Source organism: Microbulbifer hainanensis, assembly GCF_014904735.1.
Lineage (GTDB): Bacteria > Pseudomonadota > Gammaproteobacteria > Pseudomonadales > Cellvibrionaceae > Microbulbifer > Microbulbifer hainanensis.
This window is the reverse complement of record NZ_JACZCR010000050.1, coordinates 100,869-126,524: the sequence shown is the minus strand read 5'-3', so window position 1 is coordinate 126,524 and position 25,656 is coordinate 100,869. Positions and strand designations below refer to the sequence as shown.

The 25,656-nt window shown below is 59.8% G+C and carries 19 protein-coding genes; 7 read left to right on the top strand and 12 right to left on the bottom strand.

The window, feature by feature from the left end:
• The first annotated feature begins 276 nt into the window (after positions 1-276).
• The 3 genes from IG168_RS18970 (at position 277) to IG168_RS18960 (ending at position 3,760) form a co-directional block, all read left to right on the top strand.
• Positions 277-789 carry a TRAP transporter small permease gene (locus IG168_RS18970; protein ID WP_193166180.1) on the top strand — a complete coding sequence of 171 codons (513 nt, stop codon included), beginning with the start codon at positions 277-279 and terminating at the stop codon, positions 787-789.
• A gap of 9 nt (positions 790-798) precedes the next feature.
• On the top strand, positions 799-2,100 hold the full coding sequence (locus IG168_RS18965; protein ID WP_193166179.1) for a TRAP transporter large permease: 1,302 nt from the start codon (positions 799-801) through the stop codon (positions 2,098-2,100).
• A gap of 106 nt (positions 2,101-2,206) precedes the next feature.
• Positions 2,207-3,760: a glycoside hydrolase family 43 protein gene (locus tag IG168_RS18960; protein ID WP_193166178.1), complete on the top strand. Its 1,554-nt coding sequence runs from the start codon at positions 2,207-2,209 to the stop codon at positions 3,758-3,760.
• Between the two features lie 34 nt (positions 3,761-3,794).
• Here IG168_RS18960 and IG168_RS18955 read toward each other — a convergent pair whose 3' ends face one another.
• The 6 genes from IG168_RS18955 to IG168_RS18930 form a co-directional block, all read right to left on the bottom strand.
• On the bottom strand, positions 3,795-4,760 hold the full coding sequence (locus tag IG168_RS18955) for an alpha/beta hydrolase (protein ID WP_193166177.1): 966 nt from the start codon (positions 4,758-4,760) through the stop codon (positions 3,795-3,797).
• Between the two features lie 19 nt (positions 4,761-4,779).
• On the bottom strand, positions 4,780-5,544 hold the full coding sequence (locus tag IG168_RS18950; protein WP_193166176.1) for a rhamnogalacturonan acetylesterase: 765 nt from the start codon (positions 5,542-5,544) through the stop codon (positions 4,780-4,782).
• 67 nt (positions 5,545-5,611) lie between these two features.
• Complete coding sequence (locus IG168_RS18945; protein WP_193166175.1) at positions 5,612-7,258, bottom strand: pectate lyase family protein; 1,647 nt, start codon at positions 7,256-7,258, stop codon at positions 5,612-5,614.
• Positions 7,259-7,427: 169 nt separating this feature from the next.
• Entirely contained in the window at positions 7,428-10,424 is a 2,997-nt protein-coding gene (locus tag IG168_RS18940) for a TonB-dependent receptor (RefSeq protein WP_193166174.1), read from the bottom strand.
• Positions 10,425-10,549: 125 nt separating this feature from the next.
• Positions 10,550-13,111 carry a fibronectin type III domain-containing protein gene (locus tag IG168_RS18935; RefSeq protein ID WP_193166173.1) on the bottom strand — a complete coding sequence of 854 codons (2,562 nt, stop codon included), beginning with the start codon at positions 13,109-13,111 and terminating at the stop codon, positions 10,550-10,552.
• A 276-nt stretch (positions 13,112-13,387) separates the two neighbouring features.
• Positions 13,388-17,071 carry a pectate lyase family protein gene (locus tag IG168_RS18930; RefSeq protein ID WP_193166172.1) on the bottom strand — a complete coding sequence of 1,228 codons (3,684 nt, stop codon included), beginning with the start codon at positions 17,069-17,071 and terminating at the stop codon, positions 13,388-13,390.
• Between the two features lie 645 nt (positions 17,072-17,716).
• Between IG168_RS18930 and IG168_RS18925 the strand changes: the two genes are divergently transcribed.
• Positions 17,717-18,268: a Dps family protein gene (locus tag IG168_RS18925; RefSeq protein ID WP_319024759.1), complete on the top strand. Its 552-nt coding sequence runs from the start codon at positions 17,717-17,719 to the stop codon at positions 18,266-18,268.
• 146 nt (positions 18,269-18,414) lie between these two features.
• A complete protein-coding gene (locus tag IG168_RS18920; protein ID WP_193166171.1) occupies positions 18,415-18,609 on the top strand; it encodes a DUF2061 domain-containing protein in 195 nt (64 codons plus the stop codon).
• Positions 18,610-18,632: 23 nt separating this feature from the next.
• Here IG168_RS18920 and IG168_RS18915 read toward each other — a convergent pair whose 3' ends face one another.
• The 5 genes from IG168_RS18915 to IG168_RS18895 all read right to left on the bottom strand — a co-directional run bounded on the left by IG168_RS18915 (position 18,633) and on the right by IG168_RS18895 (position 21,847).
• Positions 18,633-19,586: a quinone oxidoreductase family protein gene (locus IG168_RS18915; protein ID WP_193166170.1), complete on the bottom strand. Its 954-nt coding sequence runs from the start codon at positions 19,584-19,586 to the stop codon at positions 18,633-18,635.
• A gap of 42 nt (positions 19,587-19,628) precedes the next feature.
• Positions 19,629-20,414, bottom strand: coding sequence for a 3-methyl-2-oxobutanoate hydroxymethyltransferase (panB, locus tag IG168_RS18910; protein ID WP_193166169.1), 786 nt, complete (start codon positions 20,412-20,414; stop codon positions 19,629-19,631).
• Between the two features lie 112 nt (positions 20,415-20,526).
• A complete protein-coding gene (locus tag IG168_RS18905; protein ID WP_193166168.1) occupies positions 20,527-20,895 on the bottom strand; it encodes a nuclear transport factor 2 family protein in 369 nt (122 codons plus the stop codon).
• A gap of 42 nt (positions 20,896-20,937) precedes the next feature.
• Positions 20,938-21,360, bottom strand: coding sequence for a GFA family protein (locus IG168_RS18900; protein WP_193166167.1), 423 nt, complete (start codon positions 21,358-21,360; stop codon positions 20,938-20,940).
• A gap of 61 nt (positions 21,361-21,421) precedes the next feature.
• Complete coding sequence (locus IG168_RS18895; RefSeq protein WP_193166166.1) at positions 21,422-21,847, bottom strand: hypothetical protein; 426 nt, start codon at positions 21,845-21,847, stop codon at positions 21,422-21,424.
• A 703-nt stretch (positions 21,848-22,550) separates the two neighbouring features.
• On the opposite strand from IG168_RS18895, the gene sorA reads away from it, so the two are divergent.
• Positions 22,551-23,807 (top strand): SorA family sulfite dehydrogenase catalytic subunit, encoded by a 1,257-nt coding sequence (gene sorA, locus IG168_RS18890; RefSeq protein WP_193166165.1) that lies wholly within the window; start codon positions 22,551-22,553, stop codon positions 23,805-23,807.
• Positions 23,808-23,817: 10 nt separating this feature from the next.
• A complete protein-coding gene (gene sorB / locus IG168_RS18885; protein WP_226877146.1) occupies positions 23,818-24,150 on the top strand; it encodes a SorB family sulfite dehydrogenase c-type cytochrome subunit in 333 nt (110 codons plus the stop codon).
• Positions 24,151-24,409: 259 nt separating this feature from the next.
• Here the strand turns inward: sorB and moeA are convergent, their stop codons facing one another.
• Positions 24,410-25,651 carry a molybdopterin molybdotransferase MoeA gene (gene moeA / locus IG168_RS18880; RefSeq protein ID WP_193166164.1) on the bottom strand — a complete coding sequence of 414 codons (1,242 nt, stop codon included), beginning with the start codon at positions 25,649-25,651 and terminating at the stop codon, positions 24,410-24,412.
• Between the last annotated feature and the right edge of the window lie 5 nt (positions 25,652-25,656).

Here is a 25,656-nt window from a genome sequence, read left to right as displayed (position 1 = left end):
TTCCCTCGCGGCGGTGGAAGCCGCCGGTGTGCAGGTGATCCGTCCGGACAAGGCGCCTTTCGTCAAGGCGGTGCAGCCTCTGCTCGCCAGTTACAAGGGTACAGAAGTCGGAGAACTGCTCGACGAGATCGAACAGATCCACTAGGGCTGTTCACGCTATTAACCCGGCAAAGAAATATTGCCGGGTTAATAGGAAAAATCGTAGACAGCTTTTTTGCGGGCGCGGCCACCGGCAGCGCCCGCTGTAAACCGAAAATAATAAAAGGTAAACCCGCGATGATTGTCACCAAACTGGAGCGGCTGTTGTCGTTCGTCCTCGGCGCTCTGCTGGCGCTGATGGTGCTGGATGTTACCTGGCAGATCCTCACCCGGTTCCTGCCGATGAACCCCAGTTCCTACACGGAAGAGCTGGCCCGCTACCTGCTCGTGTGGATCGGGCTGCTCGGCGGCGCTTACGCGTATCGCAGGAAATCCCACCTGGGGATCGACCTGCTCACCAATGCGCTGCCGGAGCGCGCGCGTCGCGCCACCCGGGTTTTTACCATCGCCCTGTGTTTTGCCTTTGCTGCCGCCGTCATGGTGTTTGGCGGTTTCAGGTTGATGCTGCTCACTTTTGAACTGAACCAGATGTCCGCGGCGTTGGATATCCCGATGGGCTATGTCTACAGCGTGATACCGCTGTCCGGCGCACTGATCTGCCTGTTCAGTATCGATCAGCTGCTGCAGGTGCTCGGCAGTGCGGAGCGGACGGCGGACATCGCGCAGCCCGTCGAAGCGGCGCAGGTCTAGGAGGGCGTTATGGAAATTGCAGTCATCATCTTGCTGGCGAGTTTTGTCATTCTCCTCGCGCTGAATGTGCCGATTTCGATCAGTATCGGAATTGCCACGCTGCTGACGATGCTGGTCACCATCGACCCGGTGCCGGCGCTGATCACCATGGCCCAGCGCATGGCCTCCGGTATCGACAGCTTTGCCCTGCTGGCGATTCCGTTCTTTATTTTTTCCGGCATGCTGATGGGCAGCGGCGGTATTGCGCGGCGCATCATCAATTTTGCCCGGGTACTCGTCGGCATGCTGCCCGGCGGCCTGGCCTTCGTGAACATCATCAGCTGCACACTGTTTGGTTCCATTTCCGGTTCCGCGGTCGCGGCCACTTCGGCGATCGGCGGTTTCATGATCCCGTCGATGAACAAAGAGGGCTACGACAAGAACTTCAATACCGCCGTGACCGTTGCCTCCTCAACGACCGGCCTGCTGATTCCGCCAAGCAATATCCTGATCGTGTTCTCCCTGGCCAGTGGGGGTGTTTCCATCGCCGCGCTGTTTATTGCCGGTTACCTGCCGGGCCTGCTGCTGGCGCTGGGCTTGATGATGGTCTGCGGCGTCTGGGCCAAGGCCAAGGGCTACCCGGTGGGTGAGGTTACGCCCTGGCGCGAGGCGCTGCACAAAACCCTCGATGCCATCCCCAGCCTCTTTTTAGTCGTGCTGGTGATCGGCGGCATCATCAGTGGTTTCTTTACCGCCACCGAGGCCAGCGCCATCGCCGTGCTCTATTCACTGTTGCTGTCGGTGGTGGTCTATCGCGAAGTGAAAGTGAACCAGCTACCCGGCCTGCTCGTGAAGGCGGTGGAGACCACGGCCATCGTGATGTTCCTGATCGCCGCGTCTTCGGCCATGTCGTGGATCCTGTCTTACGAAAATATTCCGCAGACCATCAGCAAGGCCCTGATCACTCTCAGCGACAATCCTTTCCTGATCCTGCTGACCATCAACCTGATCCTGCTGGCGGTGGGCGCCTTCATGGACATGACACCGGCGGTACTGATTTTCACTCCGATCTTTTTGCCGGTGGTCACCGAGCTGGGGATGTCGCCGCTGCAGTTCGGTATCGTGATGATCCTGAACCTGTGTATCGGCCTGTGTACGCCGCCGGTTGGCAGCGTGCTGTTCGTCGGTGCCAGTATTGCGAAGACCTCCATCACCAGCCTGATCCGGCCCCTGTTGCCGATGTACGCGATGATGTTCCTGGTGCTGATTCTCGTGACCTATGTACCCGCCATCAGTGAATACCTGCCGCGCGCGCTGGGCCTGATCGACTGACCGGGTTCCGGCGCAGGCGGCTGCCGCGCCGGATCGCTCCCGCGGCCGCTTTCCTTCGCGGCCCGCGCTCGCTGACTAACGCTGTTTTCTGCAAGGGGCCGCCGCCATGCGTCGAATTCTCATCGCCTGTATTTTCGTACTGATCGCCGGAGTGGCCGCTGCCGGCGAGTATCGCAATCCGATTATCCACGCGGACTATTCGGATCCGGATGCGGTCCGGGTCGGCGACGATTTCTATATGGTGTCGTCCAGCTTAAACCACGCCCCGGCGTTGCCGATTCTGCACTCCCGCGACCTGGTGCACTGGGAACTGATCGGGCATGTACTGCAGCGCCAGGTGCCGGATGCGCGCTACCGGGTGCCGCAGCACGGCAATGGAGTCTGGGCGCCGAGCCTGCGTTACCACGCGGGAAAACTCTGGGTCTTCTATCCGGATCCGGATCAGGGAATATTCGTCACCAGCGCCGAGGATATCCGCGGGCCCTGGTCGCAACCGCACCTGCTGTTGCCGGGCAAGGGCATCATCGATCCGGCGCCGCTGTGGGATGACGATGGCAACGCCTATCTGCTGCACGCCTGGGCGAAGAGCCGCGCCGGCTTCAACAATGTGCTGACACTGCATCGCATGAGTGCGGACGCGCGCAAGATCCTCGATGAAGGCGAGGTGATCATCGACGGCAACCAGCTGCCGGGCTACCGCACGCTGGAGGGCCCGAAGCTGTACAAGCGCGACGGTTACTATTACGTGTTCGCCCCGGCCGGTGGCGTTACCACCGGTTGGCAGTCGGTATTTCGCGCGAAAAACATTAATGGTCCCTATGAGGCGCGCGTGGTGCTCGCCCAGGGCAATACGCCGGTGAACGGTCCACACCAGGGTGCCTGGGTCAGTACCGCCGCGGGTGAAGACTGGTTCCTGCATTTTCAGGATAAGGGCGCCTACGGCCGCATTGTGCATTTGCAGCCGCTGCAGTGGCACGACGACTGGCCGGTAATCGGCCGCGATACCGATGGCGATGGCCGCGGCGAACCGGTGTTGACGTACCGGGCGCCGGAGGTGGCCGAGAATTCGCCGAATTATTTTCCGGCCGTTGCGGACGAATTTTCCACCGCATCACTGCAGCCCCAGTGGCAGTGGAATGCCAACTGGCGGCGCGACTGGTTTTCGCTGACCGCGCACCCGGGCCAACTGCGTCTGTTCGCACAGCCGGCGCCAGCGGCAAAGGAAAACCTGTGGCAGGTACCATCACTGCTGCTGCAGAAATTCCCGGCGGAGTCATTCGCTATTCGCACGCGACTCGACCTGCACGGCAGCGCCAATGCGGCTGGCCTGCTGGTCTACGGCGAAGACTACGCCTGGCTCGGGCTGCGCGAGGACAAGGGGCAGCACCAACTGATATATCGCGTCTGCAGCGGTGCCCGTAGCGGTTGCGAACCGCGCGAGACCGTACTGGCGACCCTCGCAGCACCACAGGCCGAGCTGGGCCTGCGGGTATTTCACGGGGGGCGTGTGATCTTTTCCTTCCGCACGGCGGCAAAGCCGTGGCAGACATTGAACGAAGGCTTTATCGCCAGGCCGGGACGCTGGGTGGGCGCGAGCTTCGGACTGTTTGCCCTGGGCGAGAATGGATACGCAGATTTTGATTACCTGCGTGTCGATTAAGAGCGGGACATCCTCAGCGGACCCCGGCAATAAATTACCGGGCGCGTTGCAGTTTTGCCTGCAGAAAGTCCGCGGTGGCATCCAGCGTCCGGTTGAACCAGGGGTGGACGAGCCAGAACGGGTGCGGCGTGTCGGGGATGGTGATCAGCTGCGCATCAATGTCCAGTGCCCGCAGTCGCGCCTGCATGGCCCTGCGCCCCGGCAGTATCGGGCTTGCCGCGGTGCTGTTGATAAATAGCGTCGGGGCACTCTGGGGGCCGACGTAGTACAGCGGTGAGGCGGCAAGCCAGGTCTTTCGCCGTGCGCTGTAGTCACCGCCGAGAAAGCGGCTCGGTGCACCTTCCCGCTCCCGTTCCTGCCGAATAATCCTGGCATCGGTAAAATCGACGGCCCCGTCGATATCCACCACCGCCTGTACTTCACTGGAAAAATCGCGCTCGGGGCCATCGCCCTCGAGTGTGGCTTCGCGATTGCTCGCCCCCAGTAGTGCCGCCAGATGTCCTCCGGCAGAGCCGCCGACCGCGGCAATGCGCGCGGGATCGATATGGAACTGATGGGCATGGGCGCGCAGCCAGCGCACAGCCGCCTTCAGGTCGAAGACGGCGGCGGGAAAGCGGCCGCTCGTGCCGAGGCGATAGCTGACCGGCACTGCGACAAAACCCCGCGCCGCCAGCCGCTTGGCAAAGGGACGTTCCATGGTGCGGTCGCCGGTTTCCCAGCCACCGCCGTGGATAATCAGCACGGCCGGGAAGAGTCCGTTTCCCTTCGGTTGATAGATATCCAGTTGCAGGATTTCAGATTCCCGCGCGAGGTAGTCGATATTCTCCCGGGCGAGCACATTTGCCGGCAGTGTGTCGTCCACCCGCGCGAGGCCGGGATACTTGCCGGCGAGCTTTTCCAGCACCCGGTCGGTGGTAAAAGGTGCGGCAGACACGCTGTGCACACACAGCGCAGCCAGCAGGGCAGTCGCGGCAATCGATGGGCGCTTCAGATGTTTCATAGAGTGTCACCGGATGCCGTCAGTACTTGAGCGCGAGGTGCTTGGGATCCGGCGTGCGCAGTTTCTGCGCCAGCGGGTGATGCATCTTTTCCAGCTCCTTCAGTACCAGCTGGGCGACTTCCCGCGCGCCCAGGTGATTGAAGTGGGTATCGTCGCGCACGCCCACCGGGTAGTTGGGATGTGTGTTCGGCGGGATATGCATAAAGCGCAGCGCCGAATCGCGGTCGCCCTCCGCCTGGAAATAGGCGCGGGTGATTTCGTCCATATCGATAAACGGCACCTTTTCCGCCTTGGCGACCTCCCTGACCAGTGGCGAATAGGGGTGGGTGTGCTTGATCTTGCCGTGCTCGCCGAAATAGCGGCGGGTCACCGGTGTCATCAGCAGCGGGTGGGCGCCGTGGGCGCGGGTTTCGCGGATAAAGCGCGCGAGGTTGGCCTTGTATTGTTCGGGTGTCGTGTAGCGATCCTTCTTGTGCTCCACCTCATCGTTATGGCCGAACTGGATGATGACGTAATCGCCAGACTGCAGGCTGCCGACGATACTCTGCCAGCGCCCCTCCTCGATAAACGTGCGGGTGCTGCGACCGTTCTTGGCGCGGTTGTCGATGGTTACCGAGTTGCCGAAAAAATACTGGAAGGGCACGCCCCAGCCGGTTTCCGGATAGTCCTTGACGTCCTTGATCGCCATGGTGGAGTCCCCGGCCATATAGACGGTTTCCGCCTGGGCGATCATGGGCAGTGCCAGCGTGAACGACAGTGGCAGGGCGCAGAGAATTTTTTTCATGATATCTACCTCAGTTTTCTTCTGGTTGCGGGCTGCAACGAAACGATGAACGAACGCTGTTAACGGATCACTGGCAGGCGACTTTGCCGAGACCCAGGACGTAGTTCATATCGTTGGCCAGCGGCGAATTGAATGGCATCTCGCCGTATTTTCCCGCGGTAGCGCTGATGTAATCCACCAGCTGCTGCCCGGCCGCTACTTCCTGTGCGGCGATGGTATCGCGGGAGTTCTGTGAATAATCTGCCGGCAGGTCGGCCACTGTGCCCCAGGCACTGGTGATCTCGCGGCTGTCCACGGTATCCAGGTTGCAGGCGCTGTCAGATAGCCACACGAAGGTTCCCTCCGCGCGGAAATTGCCGGTGTCGCCGCTGTAGTTTTCGCGTGCCAGCTCCGCCTGCAGGATATCCAGGGAAACCCCGTTGTCCGCGTTCATCAGCAATACGTTGTCCTGCCACAACAGGCTGGCACCAACGCGGGTGCTGAACGCATCCTTGCGGTAGTTCATGAACAGGTTGTTGAACGCGTGGGAACTGCCGCGGCGGATCAGCGGCACGCGCCGCGCGGTGCCCGCAAAAGTACTGTATTGCGCATCGCGGGTAATGAACGCGTTGTCGTGCATGGTGGTGCGGATCTGTTCGTTGATGGTGCGATCGTCGCTGGAGCCGTGCAGGCTCGCGCGCTTCACATCCGTCAACCGGTTGAACGACATGGTGATATGGTGCGCACCGCGCTTCACATCGAAAGCCGAATCGCCGGTGAGATCGAAGCTGTTCTTGTGGATCCAGATATCCCGCGAACTGCCGGTCGCGCGGATCATGTCCGGATCCAGGGTGTGGTCCTCGGTGTGGCCGGCGCCGCGAAAATCGAGGTGCGTGAGAATCACATTGTCCGACGCATCGCTGTCGGTGCCCACCGAGAAACCGCTGAAGCGGAAATACGCTTTGCTGAGGCGACCATCAATGGTCTTGTTGGCGCCGATCACCGGGTTGCCGATCGGCAGGCCATCCACATTGAGCCGTACATTGAAAAGCTCCGTCAGGCATTCGCTCTCAGTGTTAAAGCCGTTGTCGGCACACCACTGGCGATAGTCGATGCACTGGGCTTCGGTGCCGCCGATGGCATTCTGCACCGCCGCGCTGTCACAGTAATTCCGGTACAGGCCGATTTCAGTTTCATCGGCAAAGTCGAATTTGTCGAAAACGATCCAGTTGTGCGCGTCGCCGCTGATTGCATCGACGATCTGCTGCTCCACCGATTTACTGCCAGCCCTGCTAATGACAGTGAGCTTGCTGTTGCCATCCGGATCGTAGCCGCCCAGCGCATTTTCGCCGTAGCCCACCGCGTGCCCCAGGGTCTGCGACAGACATTCGACAATTTTCTGGTCGGTATCCAGTTCGGCGGAATCCCGCCAGTTGACGTTGGGGTCGGTAGCCAGGGTGCGGCAGGCGTTGCTGATTGAGGCAGAGCCGCCGGACGAACCGGAACTGCCACCGGAGGAACTGGAACTGCCACCGGAGGAACTGGAACTGCTCGACGAGCTGGAAGAGGAGCCGCCACCAGACGAGGATGAACTGGACGAGCTCGACGAAGAGGAGCTGGAAGAACTGCTGCTGGCGGGCGGGATGGTATCGCTGCCGCCGGAACCGCCGCCGCAGGCAGTCAGCAACAGGGCAGTGATGGCGATCAACAGAAAACGGGCACTTTGGCGATGCATACTGAATCCTCCGGCTACCGCAGCTCACAGACTTGTGCCGGAGCGCCGCTCGCGCCGAACAGGGTTATTACGTTGCCGTGCAAAAAGGCCCCGCAAAGCGGGGCAATCAGCTAGGGCATGATGATGCGCAAGGGAGAACCCAACTTATTTGTCGGAGACTGCCGGGCCTCTAGAAATCGACGGTCAGGCCCAGCTGGTAACCGGGGCCGTACTGCTCCACATCGAAGAGCATGCGGCCGCCGGAATACTGGTTTCCGGTGAAGTAATACTGCTCCACACTGTCAGAGACGTTGATGGCATCCAGGTAAACCCGCACGCCGTCCATGACTTTGTAAGTGGCTTTAACGTCCAGCGTGACCGAGTCATCCTTGTACATGTCCGCCCACGACTTACATTCTTCCGGCAGGCCGGACAGTGCATCCGCGGCGATATCCGCTTCGGTACAGCTGCCGATGCGCTTCAGGATGTCGCTGGTGTAGTTGCCGATCAGGCGCAGGGAGAAGTCATCGTTCTCCCAGCCCAGGGTCAGGTTCGCGGCCATATCCGCCTGTTCCGGCAGCTGGATAGTGCCCGCGCGCACGGTATCGCCTACCTTGCCTTCACTGCGCTGTACGGTCAGGTTGGACTGGATGAAAATATTGTCCAGCCAGCGGCCCACGGGGTGCTCTTCCCAGCGGCCGTCGAAGTACTGGCTGTAGCTGAGCTCGGCACCGTAGACGGTGGCCGTCTTGCCGTTCAGGTAGGTGTTGGCATTGGTGATGACCAGATCGTTTGGAATCTGGAACAGGTTCACCTGATCGATCGGCAGCGCGAACGGCATGTCGTTGATCGCGATATCCACACCGGACGCATCGACGATAAAGTCGCTGATGTCTTTGAAGAAGAGGGCACCTTCGAGGAAGGTGTCTTCCCCGTAAAAACTCAGCGACATATCCAGGTTGGTCGCCCGCATCGGATCCAGGTTCGGGTTGCCGATACGCACCGAGTTGTCCGGGGACATGGAGAAATACTGTGCCTGGTAGGCGGTGTCGCCGCGGGTGGAGCCGATATCGTTCGGATCCTCGTTACACTCGCCGTTGAATTCCGAGTTGGGATCGTTGTTACAGAAGATGACCCGGTCGGTGACCTCGAAGAATGCGCGGCTCTTGCCGAAGTCCGGGCGGCTGAAACTGGTCCATAGTGAGGCGCGGGCCAGCAGATTTTCGCTCAGCTCCTGGCGAAAATGCAGTGCCGGCAAAAAGTTGTTGTACTTGTTGCCGGTTTTATCCAGCGGCAGGGCGATGTCGAGGGACTCGAGCCCCTCGCCATTTTCGTTGCGGTCGTTGCGCAGAGCCATATAACCGGTGGATTGGAACTCGGTGCTTTCATAGCGGGCACCGGCAATCAGGGTCGCGTTATCGAGTACCTGGAGTTCCGCCATCAGGTACGCGGCCGAGGTATCTTCACTCAGCTCGTAATCCAGTTTGGTGGAATCCACCTCGCGCTGTTCTGGGTCGTAGTTGTCGCCGATCGCGCGGGTGGCGGCGATCAGGCGCTCGGCTTCGCGCTGGGTAATGAAAGCGTGGTCGAAGTTACTGTTTGCCGGAATATAGGTTTCGAAATCCCCGAGACGCGATCCGGTCAGGTCCTGACAGACTTCATCACCGTTACAGCCGGCGATCCTTCTGTCGAAGGGCACCACGCTCGCGCGGTTCTTGTCATTGCTGCGCTCGCGCTGCTGTATCTTGATACCGCCTTTGACGTAGTTGAGCAGGCCCTGGCCCCAGTCCTTGCGCAGGTTCAGCGCAAACTGGTCCACCGCGTCCTTGCGCAGGCTCTCCTCCAGGAACAGGTTGTCGTAGCCGAGGTTCGGCTGCAAGGCGCTGCCGTACTGGTAGCCGTTGGCACCGGAGACCGCACCGCTGGAAATACTGCCGGTCTCTACCAGCTCGCTGAGTTGCGGGCCGGAAATGATCTGTCCGTTCAGGTAACCCTCGCCGGCCTGCCCCAGGGAATTCAGCTCGCGCAGGCGGAACTGTACGCGGCGGCCATCGGGCTTTTCGTTTTCACTGCGGGAGGATATCAGTTCGTAATCCGCCTCCCAGCCGGCGCCGAAACGGTTTTCACCGCCGACAGCAAAGGTGTTGGTGCTGACTTCGGATTTCTGGATAAAGAACTGCTGCTGCAGGTCGGTGCTGCTGCCGCCAAACACATTGTTGGCCGGATCCAGGTAGGGTACATCTTCGGCATCGCTGTAATTGAAGCGATAGTATTCGCGCAGGGCGATATCTTCATCCGAATAACTGGTGTGATTGAGCTTCAGGTGATAGCGGTTGTTTTCATCCGGCTGGTACTCCAGATTGAGCAAGGCGGCGATGCGTTCGCGCTTGGCGTTTTCCTGCCGGGTTTCAAACTCCCAGGGAATCAGCATGGTCTTGTCGTCCACGGTGATATAGCTGGGCAGCGTGTTGGCGTGATGTCGGGTTTCGTAACCCTGGGTCACGCGTTTCTCCGAAGACACGGTATAGGCCACGCCGACGGTGTCGTCGAATAGCAGGTTGGTGCCCTGCAGCGTGAGCTTGGGGGAATTCTCCTCGGCCTGATCCTGATAATAGTTCTGTGCGCGGATCTTGAAGGAATTCTTGCCGCGGTCCAGGGCGGAGAGAGTCTTCACGTTGATCGAACCACCGATCGCGTCGAGATCCATATCCGGTGTGAGAGATTTGTTGACCACGATGGACTGCAGCACGTCGGAGGGCAGGCTATCCAGCGAGAAGGCGCGATCCTCCAGCGTCTCATCGGTACCGCCGCCGGCATTGGCCATGGTGCCGCCATCCATATGCACGCTGACCATGCCCGGACCCAGGCCGCGCAGCGAGACGAACTTGCCCTCACCCTCACTTTTCTGCAGCGTGATACCCGGCATGCGCTGCAGCAGTTCCGCCGCGTTCTGGTCGGAGAAGTTGCCCGCATCGTCCTGGGTGACAATGGTGCTGAAATTATCTTTATTGCGCTCCGCAGCGCGGGCATTGATATCGGCGCTGCGCACACCCTCTACGTAGACTTCTTCCAGGCTGCTGCTTTCTTTGGAAGTTTCTTTCTTTTCCTGTTCAGCTTCCTGTGCTGCGAGGCTGGCTGAAGCGGCCATGGCGATGGCCACGGCCAGAATCTGTTTCTTGTAAGTCATGCTGACTCTCCCATCATTATTATTCGGCATTCCCTGACATTGCTGAGACTGTCGGCTACCGCTGATGATGTAGCCGGATCCACCACTGATACCCCGTCGCTGCAGGTGGATCCGGGCTGCTTTTTTTATTGGTATACGACTTTGAAATTGTCGATAGTGACCGGCTTATCCGTAGTACCACTGTCACAGCGCATCTGCAGGAAGGATGTCGCCGTACCGATATCACTGCTGATGGTGACCGTGCCGGTGGCGGTGTCGCTATCACTGATCTGGGCCGCGACCTTCTCGAAGATTTTCGAATCGCCGCCGTGGATCGACTTGCTCGAACTGGACGTGTTGTTGTCTACGTACACCTGGCACTTGCCGGAGGTGGTGTCGACATTCGGATTGGCCGTGACATCGAAGGTGATGGTGTAGGGCAGGCTCAGGTCCAGGTCGCCGCGCGTCGACGCATCGGTGTCCGCGGTGTCGGTGCCCGGCACGGCATCGCCGAAGGAGAAACGCGCGTTCTGCAGACTCAGGGTGCCGTCGGTTGCGGTATCGGCAATGGCGATGCGGGAGCCGCCGCTGGTGACGTTGTAGAACGGTTTGGCATCGTCGGAAGACAGCGCCTTGTAGCCGGCGGTAAAGAAGTTACTGCTGGAGCCGTCGCCATCGGTCAGCGCGGGGCCGCTGAAGGTTTCTTCCATTACCAGCGAAGCGTCGGCGCCGGCATAGCTGCCCAGTTCGCCGATACTAGCGGGCAGTTCCCCGACCAGCTGATCGGCAGTCAGGCTTGCCAGCGCATTGTTGTCGCTCCAGACGATCCAGTCCACGTCGGCGTAGAAGGCGCTGCTGGAGCCTTCACCGATACGCATCTGGCTGCTGCCGCTGCCGCCATCGCGTCCGTCGCCGACAAAGCTGCCGGCTTCGACACCGTCGCGGTAGATGGTCGCGGTAATGTTCTCCGCGTTCATGGCCGGATCGGTGACCTCGAAGGTGACCTGGTAGGTATGGAAACCGTCGGACATATCCATATCCACTTCGGCGGTTGCGTCTGCGGCCAGGAATTTCTCCAGCTGGATTTTTCCGGAATCGGGGCGCAGGATCGCTTTCACCCGGCGCGCGTTGGCGTCGCCGAAGGAGGTTTCGATCTCGAAGCCACGCGCACTCTGGGTTGCCGCGTAGGAGGTGTCGATACGGGCGATCCACGTGAAGGTCTTCGGATAAGTCGCGTTGTCGCCGGCGATGACATCGTTCAGGTCGCCGACCGGCTTGGCATCGAAGCCGATGGTGTTCAGAGTCATCACACCCAGGTCGCTGGCGGAGAAGTAGGTTTTTTCGTCATCTGCCAGGTCAAACATAGCGGCGTCGCTGCCATTGATGACCACGGCCCCCAGTTCACCGGGTTCCATACAGCCGTCGTAGACATTCCACAGGATGGCATTGGTCGGCGAGGGGGCGACGCTGGTGGTCGGGACACAGTTGTCACCTACCGGCGCCATCGGTGTCGCGGTGGCCGCCGCGCTCCAGTCGCCGGTGCCGACTGCGTTGGTTACGCGCAGGAAAACGAAGTACTCGCTGCCGTTGTCGAGTCCTTCCAGGGTGGTGCTGGTTTCGGTGAGGCCTTCGATCAGCGTCGCCGTGTCGGGATCGTCGGCGGTGTTATAGGCGATATCGAAACTGATGGCCCCGATCGGGCTGGACCAGCTGGCGGCAATCTGACCATCGCTGGCGAAGAGCCCGGGTGCTTCCGGCGCATCCGGCAGTGTCGCCGGCGTGAAGGTATTACAGGCGGGCAGGTCGGCCTGGCCATTTTCGTCCTGATGCTCGATCAGCAGGTCATCGATGATCACGGTGGCGCCGCTGTCGGCCCGCATCTGCAGGAATGATGTGGCGGTGCCCACCAGTGCCGGGCGGGAATCCACCATTTCTCCCGCGATCAGTGTGTCGCCGGGGATATTGACTTCAACCCGCTCGCCCGGCACCAGCATGTCGGCACTCACGTCGAAAATGCGCGAACCGAGGCTGCCGCCACCGTGGTAGGAATTGGCTTCGCCGGTGGTGTTGTTGTCGGCATAAATCTGTACCTTGCCGCTGCCCTCGGCATCTTTCACGCAGAAAGAAATGCGGTAGTCCTGGCTCAGGTCCAGTTCACCCCAGGTGGTGAGATCATCGGATGTGGTGGAGTTGACCTTGGGGTCTGTCTCGTCGTTGTCCGGCTTGGTCTGTCCCAACGCGAAGCGCGCATTGTGAATCAGCAGTGACGGGTTGCCGCTGTCGTTTTTCAGACCGAGGCGTTCGGCGAGGTCGTCGATATAGCCATCGCCGGCCATGGAAGCGTCGTCGAAGTAGCAACAGGTGGGATAGTAGAAAGAGGGCCATTCATCGCTGTTTTTGACTGCGACCGACTTGTAGTCGGGGCTGAACAGGGCGATGTTGTCGGCGCGATCCATATTCGCAAACTGGTCGTCGCCAAAATTCTCGCTCAGGATGGGGCCGGATGTTTCGCCACCGGAAGATCCGCCACTGGAAGAGCCACCACTTGATGATCCCCCACTGGAAGATCCGTCGCTAATGGACGTTGCGGGCGGGGTATTGACGATGTCGCCCCCGTTATCGGAATCGGCGCCACCGCTGCCGCCGCCACAGGCGGTCAAACTTCCGGAAATACACAGCGCCAATGCTGTCTTGGTCCAGCCTCTCATCGCTACACCTCTCTTCTCGCTAGTTATTGTTATCGAGCTCGAGTACCCAGAGTCCCGGCATATTTCTTATTGGTTAGGCAGTCTAACCAGATTGGTTAGGCATGTTCAAGATTTATGGCTGATTGGTAATGAAGCTTTTACAGGATGGTCAGGCAATAGTGGCGTGTAACTCTTCTTCTTATTGAATTTGCCGGACCATGGCTTAAAAAAGGCGCCCGGTTGGGCGCCTCAAGCGTGGATCAGAGAGAAATTGGTTTTACAAATTGGTACGCGCCGTTATTGGCAGGGCACCTTGCCCAGACCCAGCACGTAATTAATGTCATGGGCCAGCGGCGAGTTGAATGGCAGCTCGCCGCCCTTGCCGGCAGTGGCACTGACGTAGTCCGCCAGGTTCTGGCCAGCGGGCAACCAGTTGGCCGCGATGGTATCCCGCGACGTCTGCGAGTAGTCCTGGGACAGGTCCGCCACCGAACCGGAGGCATCGTTGATCTCGCGCGCAAAGGCCGGATCCAAATTGCACTCGGCATCGGAGAACCACAGCCAGGAGCCGTCGTCGCGGAAGTTGCCGTCGGCCACGTCGCGGGCCATCTGTCCCTGGCGCTCGTCCAGGGCCGCATCCGGATCGGATTTCTCCTGGTGATCGCGATTGATCAGGAAGGCGTTGTTCTCCCACAGCACACTGGCCCCTACGCGCACGCTCAGCACATCCTTGCGGTAGTTCATGAACAGGTTGTTGAACATGTGCGAGGTGCCGCGACGGATCAGCGGTACCCGCCGGCCGGTGTTGCCGAGGACCAGGTAATTCTCGTCGCGGGTGACAAACGCATTGTCGTGCATGGTGGTGCGGATCTGTGCGTTGATCGTGCGGCTATCACTGGATCCGTGCAGTGCCGCGCGCAGTACATCCACCACGCGGTTGAATGACATGGTGATGTTGTAAGCCCCCACTTTCACGTCGAATGCCGAATCACCGGTGTAATCGAAGGTGTTCTTGTGAATCCAGATCTCGTGGGAGGCACCGGTACTGCGGATCATATCCGGATCCAGCTCGTGGTCTTCCACGTGGCCGGCGCCGCGGAAATCCAGACCGGTGAAGATCACGCTCTCCGCCGTCTGCACCGGTGCACCGGAACTGTCCTTGCCGATGGCGAAACCGTTAAACAGGAAGTAGCCGTTGGACAGGCGCCCGTCCAGCGTTTTGTGGGAGCCGACCACGGCGTTGCGGATTGGCAGCGTGCTGTCGTTGAGGCGATCGTTGAAGAACGCATTGTGGCAGTCGTCTCCCTGGGCATAGCCGTTATCGTCACACCACTGGTGGTAGTCGACACACTGCGCCTCGGTACCGCCGATCGCCGCCTGCACCGAGGCATCGCCGCAGAAATTGCGATACATGGCGATCTCGGTTTCGCTGGCGAAATCAAACTTGTCGAACACGATCCAGTTGTAGTCGTCGCCGGTGATGGCGTCGAGGATCTGCGCTTCCACCGAACGCCCCTGCGGATCGTTCTTGGTGATGACCGTCAGTTGGCTGTTGCCATTGGGATCGTAACCGCCGAGCGCATTTTCACCGTAACCGACGGCGCGCCCGAGGGTCTGCGACAGGCACTCGACAATTTCCTGGTCAGTGGTCAGCGTGGCCGAATCGCGCCAGTTGACGTTGGGGTCCGTGGCGAGGATATAGCAGTCATTGCTGATATCGCCGAGGTCGATACCGCCCCTGGAAGAGCTGCCTCCAGACGAACTGCCGCCGGAAGAGCTGGAGCCGCCGCTGGAACTGGACGAACTGCTGCTCGACGTTCCGCCGGAAGACGAGCCGCCCGAGGAGGAACTGCTGGAAGAGCTGCTCGAGGAGCTGCTTGAAGAACTGGAAGAACCGCCGTTACAGTCGCCCTCCACCGGATCGATACCGGTCACTTGCAGTCGATCGATATTGGCCAGGCCCGAGGAACCGGAAGCCTGCAGTGCGATGGTGTTGTAGCCGGCGCTGAGTGCGACCACTACCTGGGTGCTGTCGACGTAAGTGGTCCAGGCGCCGGTGTCGGCCATGGTTACCGAAGCGTCGTTGTTACCGTTGATCACTACGTAGGCCGGGCGATCGCCACCGCCGTTGGCGAAGCGCCACTGCAGCGTGTACAGGCCGGCCTCGGGGACTTCCACCGACCATACGACGGTAGTGTCGGACGCGTTATCAGTATTCGCGTAACCACTGCCGGTATAGCCCGCGTGTTCGCTCTCGATGATGCCATCCACAGAACAGAAGCCCAGCGCATTTTCCTGCAGGGTGAGGGTGGATGTGGTGCCGCCGCCACCGGAGCTGCTGCTCGACGAGGACGAGCCACCACCGGAAGAGGAGCTGGAGCTGCTGGACGAACTGCCGTCTCCCGTTGCGTTGTAGACCTCGAACTCCGCGATCTGCGGCGCGCTGCTGGCGCTGTCGATCATCAGGTCGATCTTGTCCATCGACACATCGCCGAGATAGACCTGCATGGCGGAGCCGATGCCGCTGCCCGCGGTTAGCTCTTCGCCGGTATCGTGATTGACCAGTCGCCAGGCCTGCGCGGCGTTGCCGATTTCACGGATGATCACGGTATTGAAATTGCTGCCGAAATTTTTCACCGAGATGCGCTCGCCGCTCGAGGAACTCGGCTGCCAGTAGGTGGCCAGGTCGCCGTCGATCACGTTGCCGTAACTGGTGCTGTTGCCCTTGCTGCTGCCGTCGGCGTCGCCGCTGAGTGCCAGGTTCGGGCCCAGCTCGGTGGGCGTGCCGCCGCTGGACGAGCCACCGGAACTGCTGCCGCCGGAAGAGCTGGACGAACTCGAACTGCTCGAAGAGCTGGAGGACGAACTGCCGCCCCCGGACGAACTGGAACTGGAAGAACTGCTGGACTGGCAGTTGCCGTCCGACTGCAGCAGCCCGGTATCGGCACCCGCTGTGGCCAGCACGATTTGCGGTACACAGCCGGCATCGTCGAGCGCATAGGCGTAGGGCACGCTGATGGAAGTCGTCGACACCGGATTCGGGCCGGCCGGATGGTTGCTGTCAGCGTCCGCCGTCCAGGTGACATTGGAGAAGATGTTGCCGCTCACATCCCAGTAACCCATATCGTTGGTGTAGAAGGTGCCGATCGGGTCTTTGGAATCCTCGAAATAATTGTTGTCCGCCTTGATCTGCCCGCCGATACGCGGGTTCATGCCGGACTTGTTAAGGCTGCGGTAATAGTTGTTGTACGCGTGCGCGGTGCCGTGGCGCAACAGCGGCGTGCGCGAATCGATGTTGTCGTACAGGTTGTGGTGAAAGGTTACCGGCCCGTTGTTGGCATCGCTGTCGCTGGAGCCGATCAGGCCGCCGCGGCCGGAGTTGCGCAGGATGCTGTACGACAGGGTGACGTACTGGGTTTCCGCCTTCATATCGAAGAGCGCATCGTAGCCGTCGCTCTCGCCGCCGGAGGCCTCGAGGGTCACGTGGTCCACCCACACGTTGTAGACGTTGCTCTCCATGCCGATCGCATCGCCGCCATTGGATGTCGGGGTTCCGGACTTCTTCACGTTGCGCACGTGCAGGTTCTGCAGAATGATGTTCGATGCAGTGCGCAGGTGAATGCCCAGCTCATCGAACAGCGCACCGTTGCCGACACCAATAATCGAAACGTTGCTGACTTCCTTGATTTCGATCTTGTCGTCGGCGGTGTTACAGCTGTCCCCGGAAACCTTGCTGGTATTGCCGTGATTGATGGTGCCTTCGACCTGGATAATGATGGGGGTGTCGCTGGCGGCGCGATTGCACAGCGCCTGGTGGATTTCGGTACCGGTAGTGGCGTAGACCACCTGACCGCCGGCGCCGCCGGTGGTACCGCCATTCTGGGTGGCGTAACCCGTCGCCTGTGCCGACGCCCAGGCCGGCAGCAACAGGCCGCCCAGCAGTGCGCCGAGCACCGCGGGTATTCTTACTTTGGTTTTCATGTGACTTTCCGAATTTATTCTTGTTTGAGGTCTGTTCACACTAAATTCGATGGCCGCGACGGAGACCGTTTTTGCACAAGGCAAGGCGCAGTGAGCGCCGTGTGGTTACTCCACATCAGCGATCTGCAACGCCGCATTGGGGAAAAACGGTCCCGTCCCTTCGGGTTGCGTCCCAAACCGGGCCATGCTGCGTTACTCGTCGCTCATTTAGCGCGCTAAACCACGCTTCTCGCGCCTTGCCTGGCCCAATTTGGGGCGGCAACGCGGCTATCGAATTTAGTGTGAACAGACCTTTGTCGATGATCAGTCACTGCAGGGGGCTGGCGTCCAGCCGACCAATCATCATCGCTGAACTGCTATCCCGCTGTCCGCTACAGCCGGGGCGGGGCTTTTGGTCTGCCAAGTGATTAATTGGCAATACCAAAAGTGGAAAAGAGGTTAGTCAGCACGTTTTTTGTTGTAAAGCCTGTTGGGTGAACTGGTATGGGCGGAGACGCAACCTGTGCGCCATTTCGCATTTAGTGACAGCTTATTAATCGTTTGCGGTCCTGTTACCCGCTGACCGAATGGCGGGTCATGCCACCGCGGTCTAGTCTTTGCCCATGGTGGCGCGCTTTCCGCCCGCCTTTTTGTTGGTACCAATTTGTGAGGTTTGCCATGGGCAAGACGGCGAAAGAAGAGCTGCGCAGCAAAGAGCATGCGCGGCTCAATACTCCTACCGATCTGGGCGACCGTGCGCGCGAGGACATCAGTGGTGCAGTCAATGCACTGCTCGCCGATACCTTTGCGCTGTATATGAAGACGAAGAACTTCCACTGGCACGTGAGCGGGCCGCATTTCCGCGACTATCACCTACTGTTCGATGAGCAGGCCACAGAGATTTTCGCCATGACCGACGAACTGGCGGAGCGGGTGCGCAAGCTGGGCGGTTCCACGCTGCGCTCCATCAGCCAGATCGCCAAATTACAGCGCTCCTCGGACAATGACGCCGAATATGTGGATCCCCAGGATATGCTGGCTGAGCTGCGCGAAGACAACCGCGCGCTGATTGCGCGCATGCGCGAGGCCCACTCGGTCTGCGATGAGCACCGCGATATCGGCACCACCAGCCTGCTGGAGGAATATATCGATCAGGCCGAAAAGCGCGCCTGGTTCCTGTTTGAGACCAGCCGCAGCAGCGGCATGACCCGCCACTGACTGCCCGTTCCGTCTGGCCGCCGGGCGCTGCGGTGCCCGGCGCCCTTATTGTGTATGGCTATTGGCAGTAATGACTTAATCAATTTTTGCATTTGATAATCATTCGCAATAATGCACCTGTAGTCACTCAACGACAGGTGTGTGCCATGCGAAAGACCATCAGCTTTGCCATCGTCCATATGAGCGTCGCGTTTGCCGTCGGCTTTGCGATGACCGGCGATATCCTGGTCGGCAGTGCCCTGGCACTGGTAGAACCGCTCTGTAACACCGTGGCTTATTATTTTCACGAACGCTGGTGGAAGCGCAGGGAAGGATTGGGAGAGAGTCTGGTAGCGGCCTGACTGGCCGCTACCGGTGCGAATCGTCAGGGCGTCAGTACCAGCCGGGCGGAGGACTCCCGCGCCCAGGCACTTTCCACATCCGCCAGCGGTACCGCCTCTGCCTGGACCTGAAAACCGGTGGAGTGCACTGCGGCGAGCATATCGCCGATGGCGCGGACCAGTGCGGTGTGCGAGACGCTGCCGAGTCCACTGCCGAGCAATTCCACACCGCTGCTGCGCAGTGCGCCCGCCGACAGATTGATCTCGGTCCCGCCCAGCGAACCGATATTGACGAAGCTGATACTCGGCGCCGCTTCGCCGGCACCATGGCTGGTGGCCGCGGCGAGAAACGCCTCCGCCGACGGGCCCCATAAATAGTCCAGTACAACATCCACACCCGCGGCAATCGCCGTGCGGAATGCTGCGGTCAGCGCCTCGCGCGGCTGGTTCAGCGGAATAAAGTCATCGGCACCCAGTGCGCGCAGTTCCGGCTCCGTGGCCGGGTTGCGGCCGGTGGCGATGACTTTCGCTGCGCCCAGGTGCTTGGCAATCTGGATGGCGAGGCGCCCGGATGCGCCGGTCGCGCCGTTGACCAGAACCGTTTCGCCTGGCTGCATTGCGACGCGCTCGGTCAGCGCGGCCCAGGACGACATACCCGGGTTGGCGATGGCCGCCGCAGTGATATCGTCGAGGTCGTCCGGCAGCGCCACGGTGTAGGCCGATTTGACCGCGACCCGCTCTGCCATGGCGCCCACCGGCGGGCGCGGAAACGCAAAATAAACCCGCTGCCCGTCCTCGAGCACGCCGACACCGTCGGCACCCGGTACGAACGGCGGTTCGCCACTGGTGTAGTGTTTTCCGCCCGCCTGCAGGCGCACCAGCTGGCTCAGCGCCGCAGCGCGGACATTGACGATGACTTCATCGGCCTGGGCGCTGGGCTCGGCGAAATCGGCATAACGGGGGGCATTGGCAAACGAATCGACAACCGCAGCTTTCATGGATACCTCCGGAATCTATACAGTGAGAACAGGCGGCGCGACTCAGCGCTGCCCCGAGTTCACGAACGGAATGATGTTGTTGGGAAATTCACCCGAGGTCACTTCGCGGGAAAAGTCCCGGGCGACATCGAGAATCGACTGGCTCAAGTGCGCGTACTGTTTGGAAAAGGGCGGCCAGTAGTCGCCGAGCCCAAGCGCGTCGTTGATGACCAGTACCTGGCCGTCGCAGTCGGGCCCGGCACCAATGCCGATCGTCGGAATGCGTAGTTCGGCAGTAATGTCGGTCGCCAGTTCGTAGGGAATATGTTCGAGCACCAGCATGAAAGCGCCGGCGTCCTGGATCGCGCGGGACTCCTCCTTGATGCGCTGCGCCTCACTGTGGGTGCGGCCGACTTTGGCGAAGCTCTTCGCCGTCTGCGGTGTCAGCCCGGTATGGCCCACGACCGGAATATCCTGCGCGACCAGCGCCGCAATGACGTCCAGCTTGGCGCCTTCCAGTTTGATGCTGTCGGCACCGGCACGCAGCAAGCGGTGTGCACTTTCCAGCGCGATATCGGGATTGCGGTCTGTGCGGTAGGGCAGGTCACCGATGATATGGGTGTTGGGTGCACCGCGGCGCACTGCGCCTACGTGGTATTCCATATGTTCAATGGTCACGTCGCGGGTGCTGTCGAAACCCATTTCCACCATGCCGACGGTATCACCGACCAGAATAATCGGGATTCCCGCCTGCTCCACCGCCCGCGCTACCGGGCAGGTGTAGGCGGTCAGCATCGGGATCGGGCGCTGCCCCTTCATTTCGACGAACTCGTGTGCGGAGATTGGCATGGCTAGTCTTTCCCTGTGGCATCAAAGGATAAGGTGGGATTATTCCACACCCGGTTCTTCGGGCGGAATGGATTCGACGAATGGAAGCTGCAGCGCGCCCGATATCCCCGCGTTAGTCTGGCGCAGACGTGGGCGTCCCCTGATGGAAGCGCAATTGCCAGCCGCGCACCGGGTGCCGCTGCCAGATGGAGCTGCGCTGTGCGGCCTGGCCGGTGCCGCGCCGCACTGAGCGGTAAGTGGCCAGCAGGACACTATCTGCGAGCGTTTGTACGGAGAAATCGTGGATGTCCACTACGAGGGGTGTCTCGGCTCCACTCAGCAGCGCGATGATGGCGGTCTTGTCGTAGCGACGCCCGGACTGGCCGAACTCAAGAAAGTCATCTGCCAGCACTCGCCGCAGATAATCGCCATTGCCGCGCGTCTCCGCGCGCAGCAGGCTCTCCTCCAGCTCCAGGATTTCCGCTGTCAGTGTGTCGGTCATAGGCTCTGGGCGCGGTGGCGACTGTCGCCATTACGGCGGTGATTATTTCCAGGAATCCGGGTAGTCGGTGTGGGTCGGCAGTCCGCCGCTGTCACTGTCCCAGGGCGTGCGATCATCCCAGAAAATATGATCCGTAGGCTCGATCGGTGGCGCCTCGTCCAGTGATCCAGCCGGCACCACCACCGCGGTGCCACTGCGCGAAACGCGCGGCAGCGGACTGCCGCAATTGCGGCAGAACCACTTGCCGAAGCTCTTGGCCGAGGGCAGGTCGTAGCGCCCGATGGCATCTTCCCCGGACAGCCACTTCAGCTGTTCCGGCGCCACGATCAGGTTGGTGGCGTGGCCGGTACCGGTGCCCTTGCGGCAGCGCGAACAATGGCAGTGCACCATCTTCTCGAACGGCGGGCTGATCTCGAATTGGACAGTCTGGCAGAGGCAGCTGCCGTGAATAGCCTTTTCGCTCATGTTCGTCCTCCGTGCGATATACCTGTGGATTCAAAATGAACTGTGAAGGCCGAAGTCCCGCTTATTCAGACTCCAGCATCTCCAGAACTTTAGCGCCGATCCAGGTGCAACCGGATAATACCAGTGAAAAAATAGCACCGGTAACCACCGACCCGATCAGGGCCGGAACACCGTGGGCCGCCTCGCCATTGATATTGATGGTATCAAAGCCAAACAGCCCGAAGATGCCCAGCAACAGCCAGAATGCGCCGATACTGCAGCAGCTGGCGAGGAACAGCCGTTTGAATGTCATGGGATTGCCGGGCTCGCTCACCGACAGGCCGGCGGGTGCCGAGCCTTCCAGTTCTGCAATCTGCTTTTTCAGATCAGAAACTTTCGCCTGCTTTTCTCTGAGCTGCTGCTTCAGTTCGGATACCTTGTCCTGATTCTTTTCTTCGTCGATACCGAGGAGCGCTTCGTGGAGTTCCTGAATGGTATAGCTCTGCATCTTGCGGTCAGTCCTTATTCTGGTCGTTATGTTATTTAGCCATGGTGGTAAATGGTCGGCAAGGGCCAGAAAATTCAAGTCACTGTGGAATTTATAGGACTATTGGTTGTCGGCCGCAAAGGCCTTGCCAAGTGATTTTTTTCCCGTACTCAGTTTGGGTTGATTCCGTGACTTCGCGATTAAACTTTAATCAAGGAGTCGTGATGCGGCGCCATCAAAAATCCGAACCTGCCAAAGGTACTCTGGAGCGACTCTTTCAGTAATTCTCTGATCGATTCCCAAGGGGCAATTTCTACTTTGCTACCAGAAGTTCCAGTTTCGATACTGGATCGCTATCACCTTGCTCGAAGCACTCTTCATTCTCTAGTTGAAACGCAATTTCTAGATGCACCGTTGGCAGCGCGTATTCAAATCAATCTTGAGGCACGAGACGACATGGCTTGCCAGGCCACGAGGAGTGGCGCCGGAACTGAAGATAAGACCAGCCAATTTTTTGGCGACATAGGTGGAATGCAGGGTGCACTTCGTGCGATCGGACGACCAGCGGCGGTCCCTTGACGTAAAGCTATCGCTGGGCCTGGGAAAAAGGGGGCTTATTTCTCTCATGATGCAAGAAATTAACTATTTTTATCCGGTGTCCGCCGGCCTTCTACCGGGGTGCCGCCACAAATGCCGCCAGCTGCTTGGCTTAGGGAGAATCAGGATGGGCGATCATGACGACTCACACGGCAATTGCGACGCTCTGAACGCGTCGCGTCGAAAATTTCTCGGAGCCGGGGCCGCCTTGGGTGGCCTTGCGCTTTTTGGACGCAGCGCGCCAGTCGCCGCAGTACAAAAGATGGTCGAGCTGCCCATGACAAACGGCCAGCGGGAACTCGTTACCTACCCGCAGAAGCGTGAGTTAATCCGGATGACCGCCCGCCCAGTGCAACTCGAAACGCCGATGACAGTTTTCAATGAAGGAGTGTTTACGCCGAACGATGCCTTCTTCGTGCGCTGGCACCTTGCGGGTATGCCATCAAGCATCGATGCGGGCACCTTTCGCATCAAGGTTCATGGGCGGGTCAAACAGCCCATCTCCCTGAGTATCGCCGATCTCAAAAACAGCTTCGAAGCCGTCGAAATTGCCGCAGTCTGCCAATGTGCGGGCAACAGCCGCGGCCTGTTCAACCCGCGGGTACCGGGCGGCCAATGGGCCAACGGTGCCATGGGTAACGCCTTGTGGAAAGGCGTTCGGCTTCGCGACATTTTGAACAAAGCCGGCATAGCAAGCGGAGCAGTCCAGGTCAGATTCAACGGCGCTGACCGTCCAGTGCTCCCAGCCACGCCGGATTTCATCAAGTCCCTCGATATGGACATGGCGCTCTCCGATGACGTCATGGTTGCCTACAGTATGAATGGTGCGTCGCTTCCCCTGCTCAATGGCTATCCCGTCCGCCTCGTGGTGCCGGGGTGGTATGCCACCTACTGGGTCAAGATGCTGGAAGACATCGAGGTCATCGGTGAGGTAGACGAGAACTTCTGGATGAAACCTGCCTATCGGATCCCGGATAATCCCTGTGCCTGCTCGGAGCCCGGAAAAAAGGGCGTGAACACGGTTCCTATCAACCGCATGGATGTGCGCTCGTTCATTACCAGCCTGGCCGACGGCGCCAGGCTCCAGGGTGGTCGCAGCCAAGAGGTGAAAGGCATCGCATTCGACGGTGGGTTCGGCATCGCCCGCGTGCTGCTCTCCACCGACGGTGGCAAGACCTGGGCAGAAACCAAGCTCGGCAAGGACAACGGCAACTACAGCTTCCGGGAGTGGCGCAGCGAATTTACGCCAAAGGCAGGAAAACACTATGAACTCGCCAGTATTGCAGTCAACAACATCGGCGAATCGCAACGCTTCACACCGCGTTGGAACCCTTCCGGTTACATGCGCAATGCCGTCGAAACCCTGCGCGTCACTGGGCTTTGAGGACTGCGTCATGAGAAAGCTATCACCGGCGACAATGGCTCTTGCCGCACTCTTTACCCTGGCCGCGCCACCAATGCTTTTTGCCGAGGAAAAATCAGGCGAAGTGAAGATCGATCTGCCCCCGGAGACAGCGCAACTCAAACCGGGGCCAGGCATGGATACCGCCAGTCGCAACTGCAAGACCTGCCATTCGGTTGATTACATCTACATGCAGCCGCCGCTAACCAGGGAACAATGGACCGCCACTGTCATGAAAATGAAGAAAGTGTTTGGCGCGCCGATTCCGGATAACGATGTCGCTATAATCGTGAACTACCTGGTGTCCCAGAATGGCAAGGAATAGCTGGCGTACTCACTGAATAACCGGGAAGGCCCATTCTCCGACCGCGTCAGCGGTTGGTGGTAAAGTTGGTGGCGATAGCGCGGTGTTCGCTCGTGTTGATAAATCCATTTCGTCTTCACCCACTTGATGCTGGATCAGCGATGGAGGCAGGCAGTGGGAAAGATCCGGGGAGCCTTGAAGAACGACGGTAAAATTACGCCGATTTTTCATCAAATTAAACCTGCTCCCCGCGGCTGGGGAAAGCGAATCAGGATACCGGTTACCAGGCCCCAAAAGACCTGCAGAAAGGCACCACTGTTGCAGTTTCTCCAACACCTACAGAGCCCTGCTCCTGCTCCAGTACCACAAAGCAGTTTGCAGCAGCGAGGCCGCTGAGGATGTGGCTGCCCTGTGCGCCTACAGCCTCCACTACCAGGGCTCCGGACGTGTCGTTGCGGAATATGCCGCGCTGGAAATCTGTGCGACCGGGTTTTTTCTTGAGTGGGCTCAAGAGTTTTGCCGGCAGGTTCGCGGGCGGTGACCATTCCGCTCCCTTCATCGCCATCAGCGCCGGCATTACCAGCTGGTGAAAGGTAACCAGCGCGGAAACCGGGTTGCCCGGCAGACCAAAGAAAGGTACACCCCGAATATTGCCGAATGCGAAAGGCTTGCCGGGTTTCATGGCAACTTTCCACAGGTCTATTTCCCCCATCTCTTCCATGACTTCCCGGGTATAGTCGGCCTCGCCGACAGAAACACCACCGGAGGTGATGATTGCGTCCGCTGCATGCGCGGCCTGGCCCAGCGCCTTGGTGATGGCGGCCTTATTGTCTGGGAGGATACCGAGATCGAGAATTTGCAGATCCAGTGCTTCCAGTGCGGCCCGCAGCGCGACTCGGTTACTGTCATAGATGTCGCCATTGCCCAGTGGTTCGCCGGGTTGACGCAACTCATCGCCAGTGGAAAACAGCGCTATCTGTGGGCGCCGCTTTACTGTGACTTCGCCGACGCCGGCGGCAGCCAGCAGTGCGATATGGGGCACCGCGATCTGTTCTCTGGCTTGCGCAAGTACAGTGCCCTCGATCACATCCTCGCCGCGGCGACGGACATGGTCGCCTTGATTGATATCGCAGCGAATGCGAATGCTGTGGCCATCACTGTCGACATTTTCCTGCATCACCACCGTATCGGCATCCGCGGGCATCGCCGCGCCGGTCATGATGCGCACGCAGGTTCCCGGCCATAGCTTTCCCTTAAATGGCGCACCCGCGAAGGATTTGCCGATGATTTCAAGCCGCCCATCGGTTTGGGCGTCGGCCATACGCAGTGCGTAGCCGTCCATTGCGGAGTTATTGCAAGGGGGCAGGTTGACCGCGGATTTCACATCTTCGGCAAGAATTCTGCCGACTGCCATTGCCAGCGGTATGGTTTCGCTGTCGTCTACCGCCTTTATCGCATCCAGCAGGAGTGCCTTGGCAGTTTCAATCGAAACCAGCCCGGGTTGGTTGCAGCAGTCCGCCATGATCG

Excerpts from the sequence above, each read along its gene's own strand:
- sorB (WP_226877146.1), top strand. The coding sequence starts at position 23,818 with ATGAGAAAGCTATCACCGGCGACAATGGCTCTTGCCGCACTCTTTACC.
- IG168_RS18950 (WP_193166176.1), bottom strand. The coding sequence starts at position 5,544 with ATGAAAAAAATTCTCTGCGCCCTGCCACTGTCGTTCACGCTGGCACTG.
- IG168_RS18895 (WP_193166166.1), bottom strand. The coding sequence starts at position 21,847 with ATGCAGAGCTATACCATTCAGGAACTCCACGAAGCGCTCCTCGGTATC.
- IG168_RS18930 (WP_193166172.1), bottom strand. The coding sequence starts at position 17,071 with ATGAAAACCAAAGTAAGAATACCCGCGGTGCTCGGCGCACTGCTGGGC.
- moeA (WP_193166164.1), bottom strand. The coding sequence starts at position 25,651 with ATGGCGGACTGCTGCAACCAACCCGGGCTGGTTTCGATTGAAACTGCC.
- IG168_RS18900 (WP_193166167.1), bottom strand. The coding sequence starts at position 21,360 with ATGAGCGAAAAGGCTATTCACGGCAGCTGCCTCTGCCAGACTGTCCAA.
- IG168_RS18945 (WP_193166175.1), bottom strand. The coding sequence starts at position 7,258 with ATGCATCGCCAAAGTGCCCGTTTTCTGTTGATCGCCATCACTGCCCTG.
- IG168_RS18955 (WP_193166177.1), bottom strand. The coding sequence starts at position 4,760 with ATGAAACATCTGAAGCGCCCATCGATTGCCGCGACTGCCCTGCTGGCT.
- IG168_RS18940 (WP_193166174.1), bottom strand. The coding sequence starts at position 10,424 with ATGACTTACAAGAAACAGATTCTGGCCGTGGCCATCGCCATGGCCGCT.
- IG168_RS18920 (WP_193166171.1), top strand. The coding sequence starts at position 18,415 with ATGCGAAAGACCATCAGCTTTGCCATCGTCCATATGAGCGTCGCGTTT.
- IG168_RS18905 (WP_193166168.1), bottom strand. The coding sequence starts at position 20,895 with ATGACCGACACACTGACAGCGGAAATCCTGGAGCTGGAGGAGAGCCTG.
- IG168_RS18935 (WP_193166173.1), bottom strand. The coding sequence starts at position 13,111 with ATGAGAGGCTGGACCAAGACAGCATTGGCGCTGTGTATTTCCGGAAGT.
- IG168_RS18960 (WP_193166178.1), top strand. The coding sequence starts at position 2,207 with ATGCGTCGAATTCTCATCGCCTGTATTTTCGTACTGATCGCCGGAGTG.
- IG168_RS18965 (WP_193166179.1), top strand. The coding sequence starts at position 799 with ATGGAAATTGCAGTCATCATCTTGCTGGCGAGTTTTGTCATTCTCCTC.
- sorA (WP_193166165.1), top strand. The coding sequence starts at position 22,551 with ATGGGCGATCATGACGACTCACACGGCAATTGCGACGCTCTGAACGCG.
- panB (WP_193166169.1), bottom strand. The coding sequence starts at position 20,414 with ATGCCAATCTCCGCACACGAGTTCGTCGAAATGAAGGGGCAGCGCCCG.
- IG168_RS18970 (WP_193166180.1), top strand. The coding sequence starts at position 277 with ATGATTGTCACCAAACTGGAGCGGCTGTTGTCGTTCGTCCTCGGCGCT.
- IG168_RS18915 (WP_193166170.1), bottom strand. The coding sequence starts at position 19,586 with ATGAAAGCTGCGGTTGTCGATTCGTTTGCCAATGCCCCCCGTTATGCC.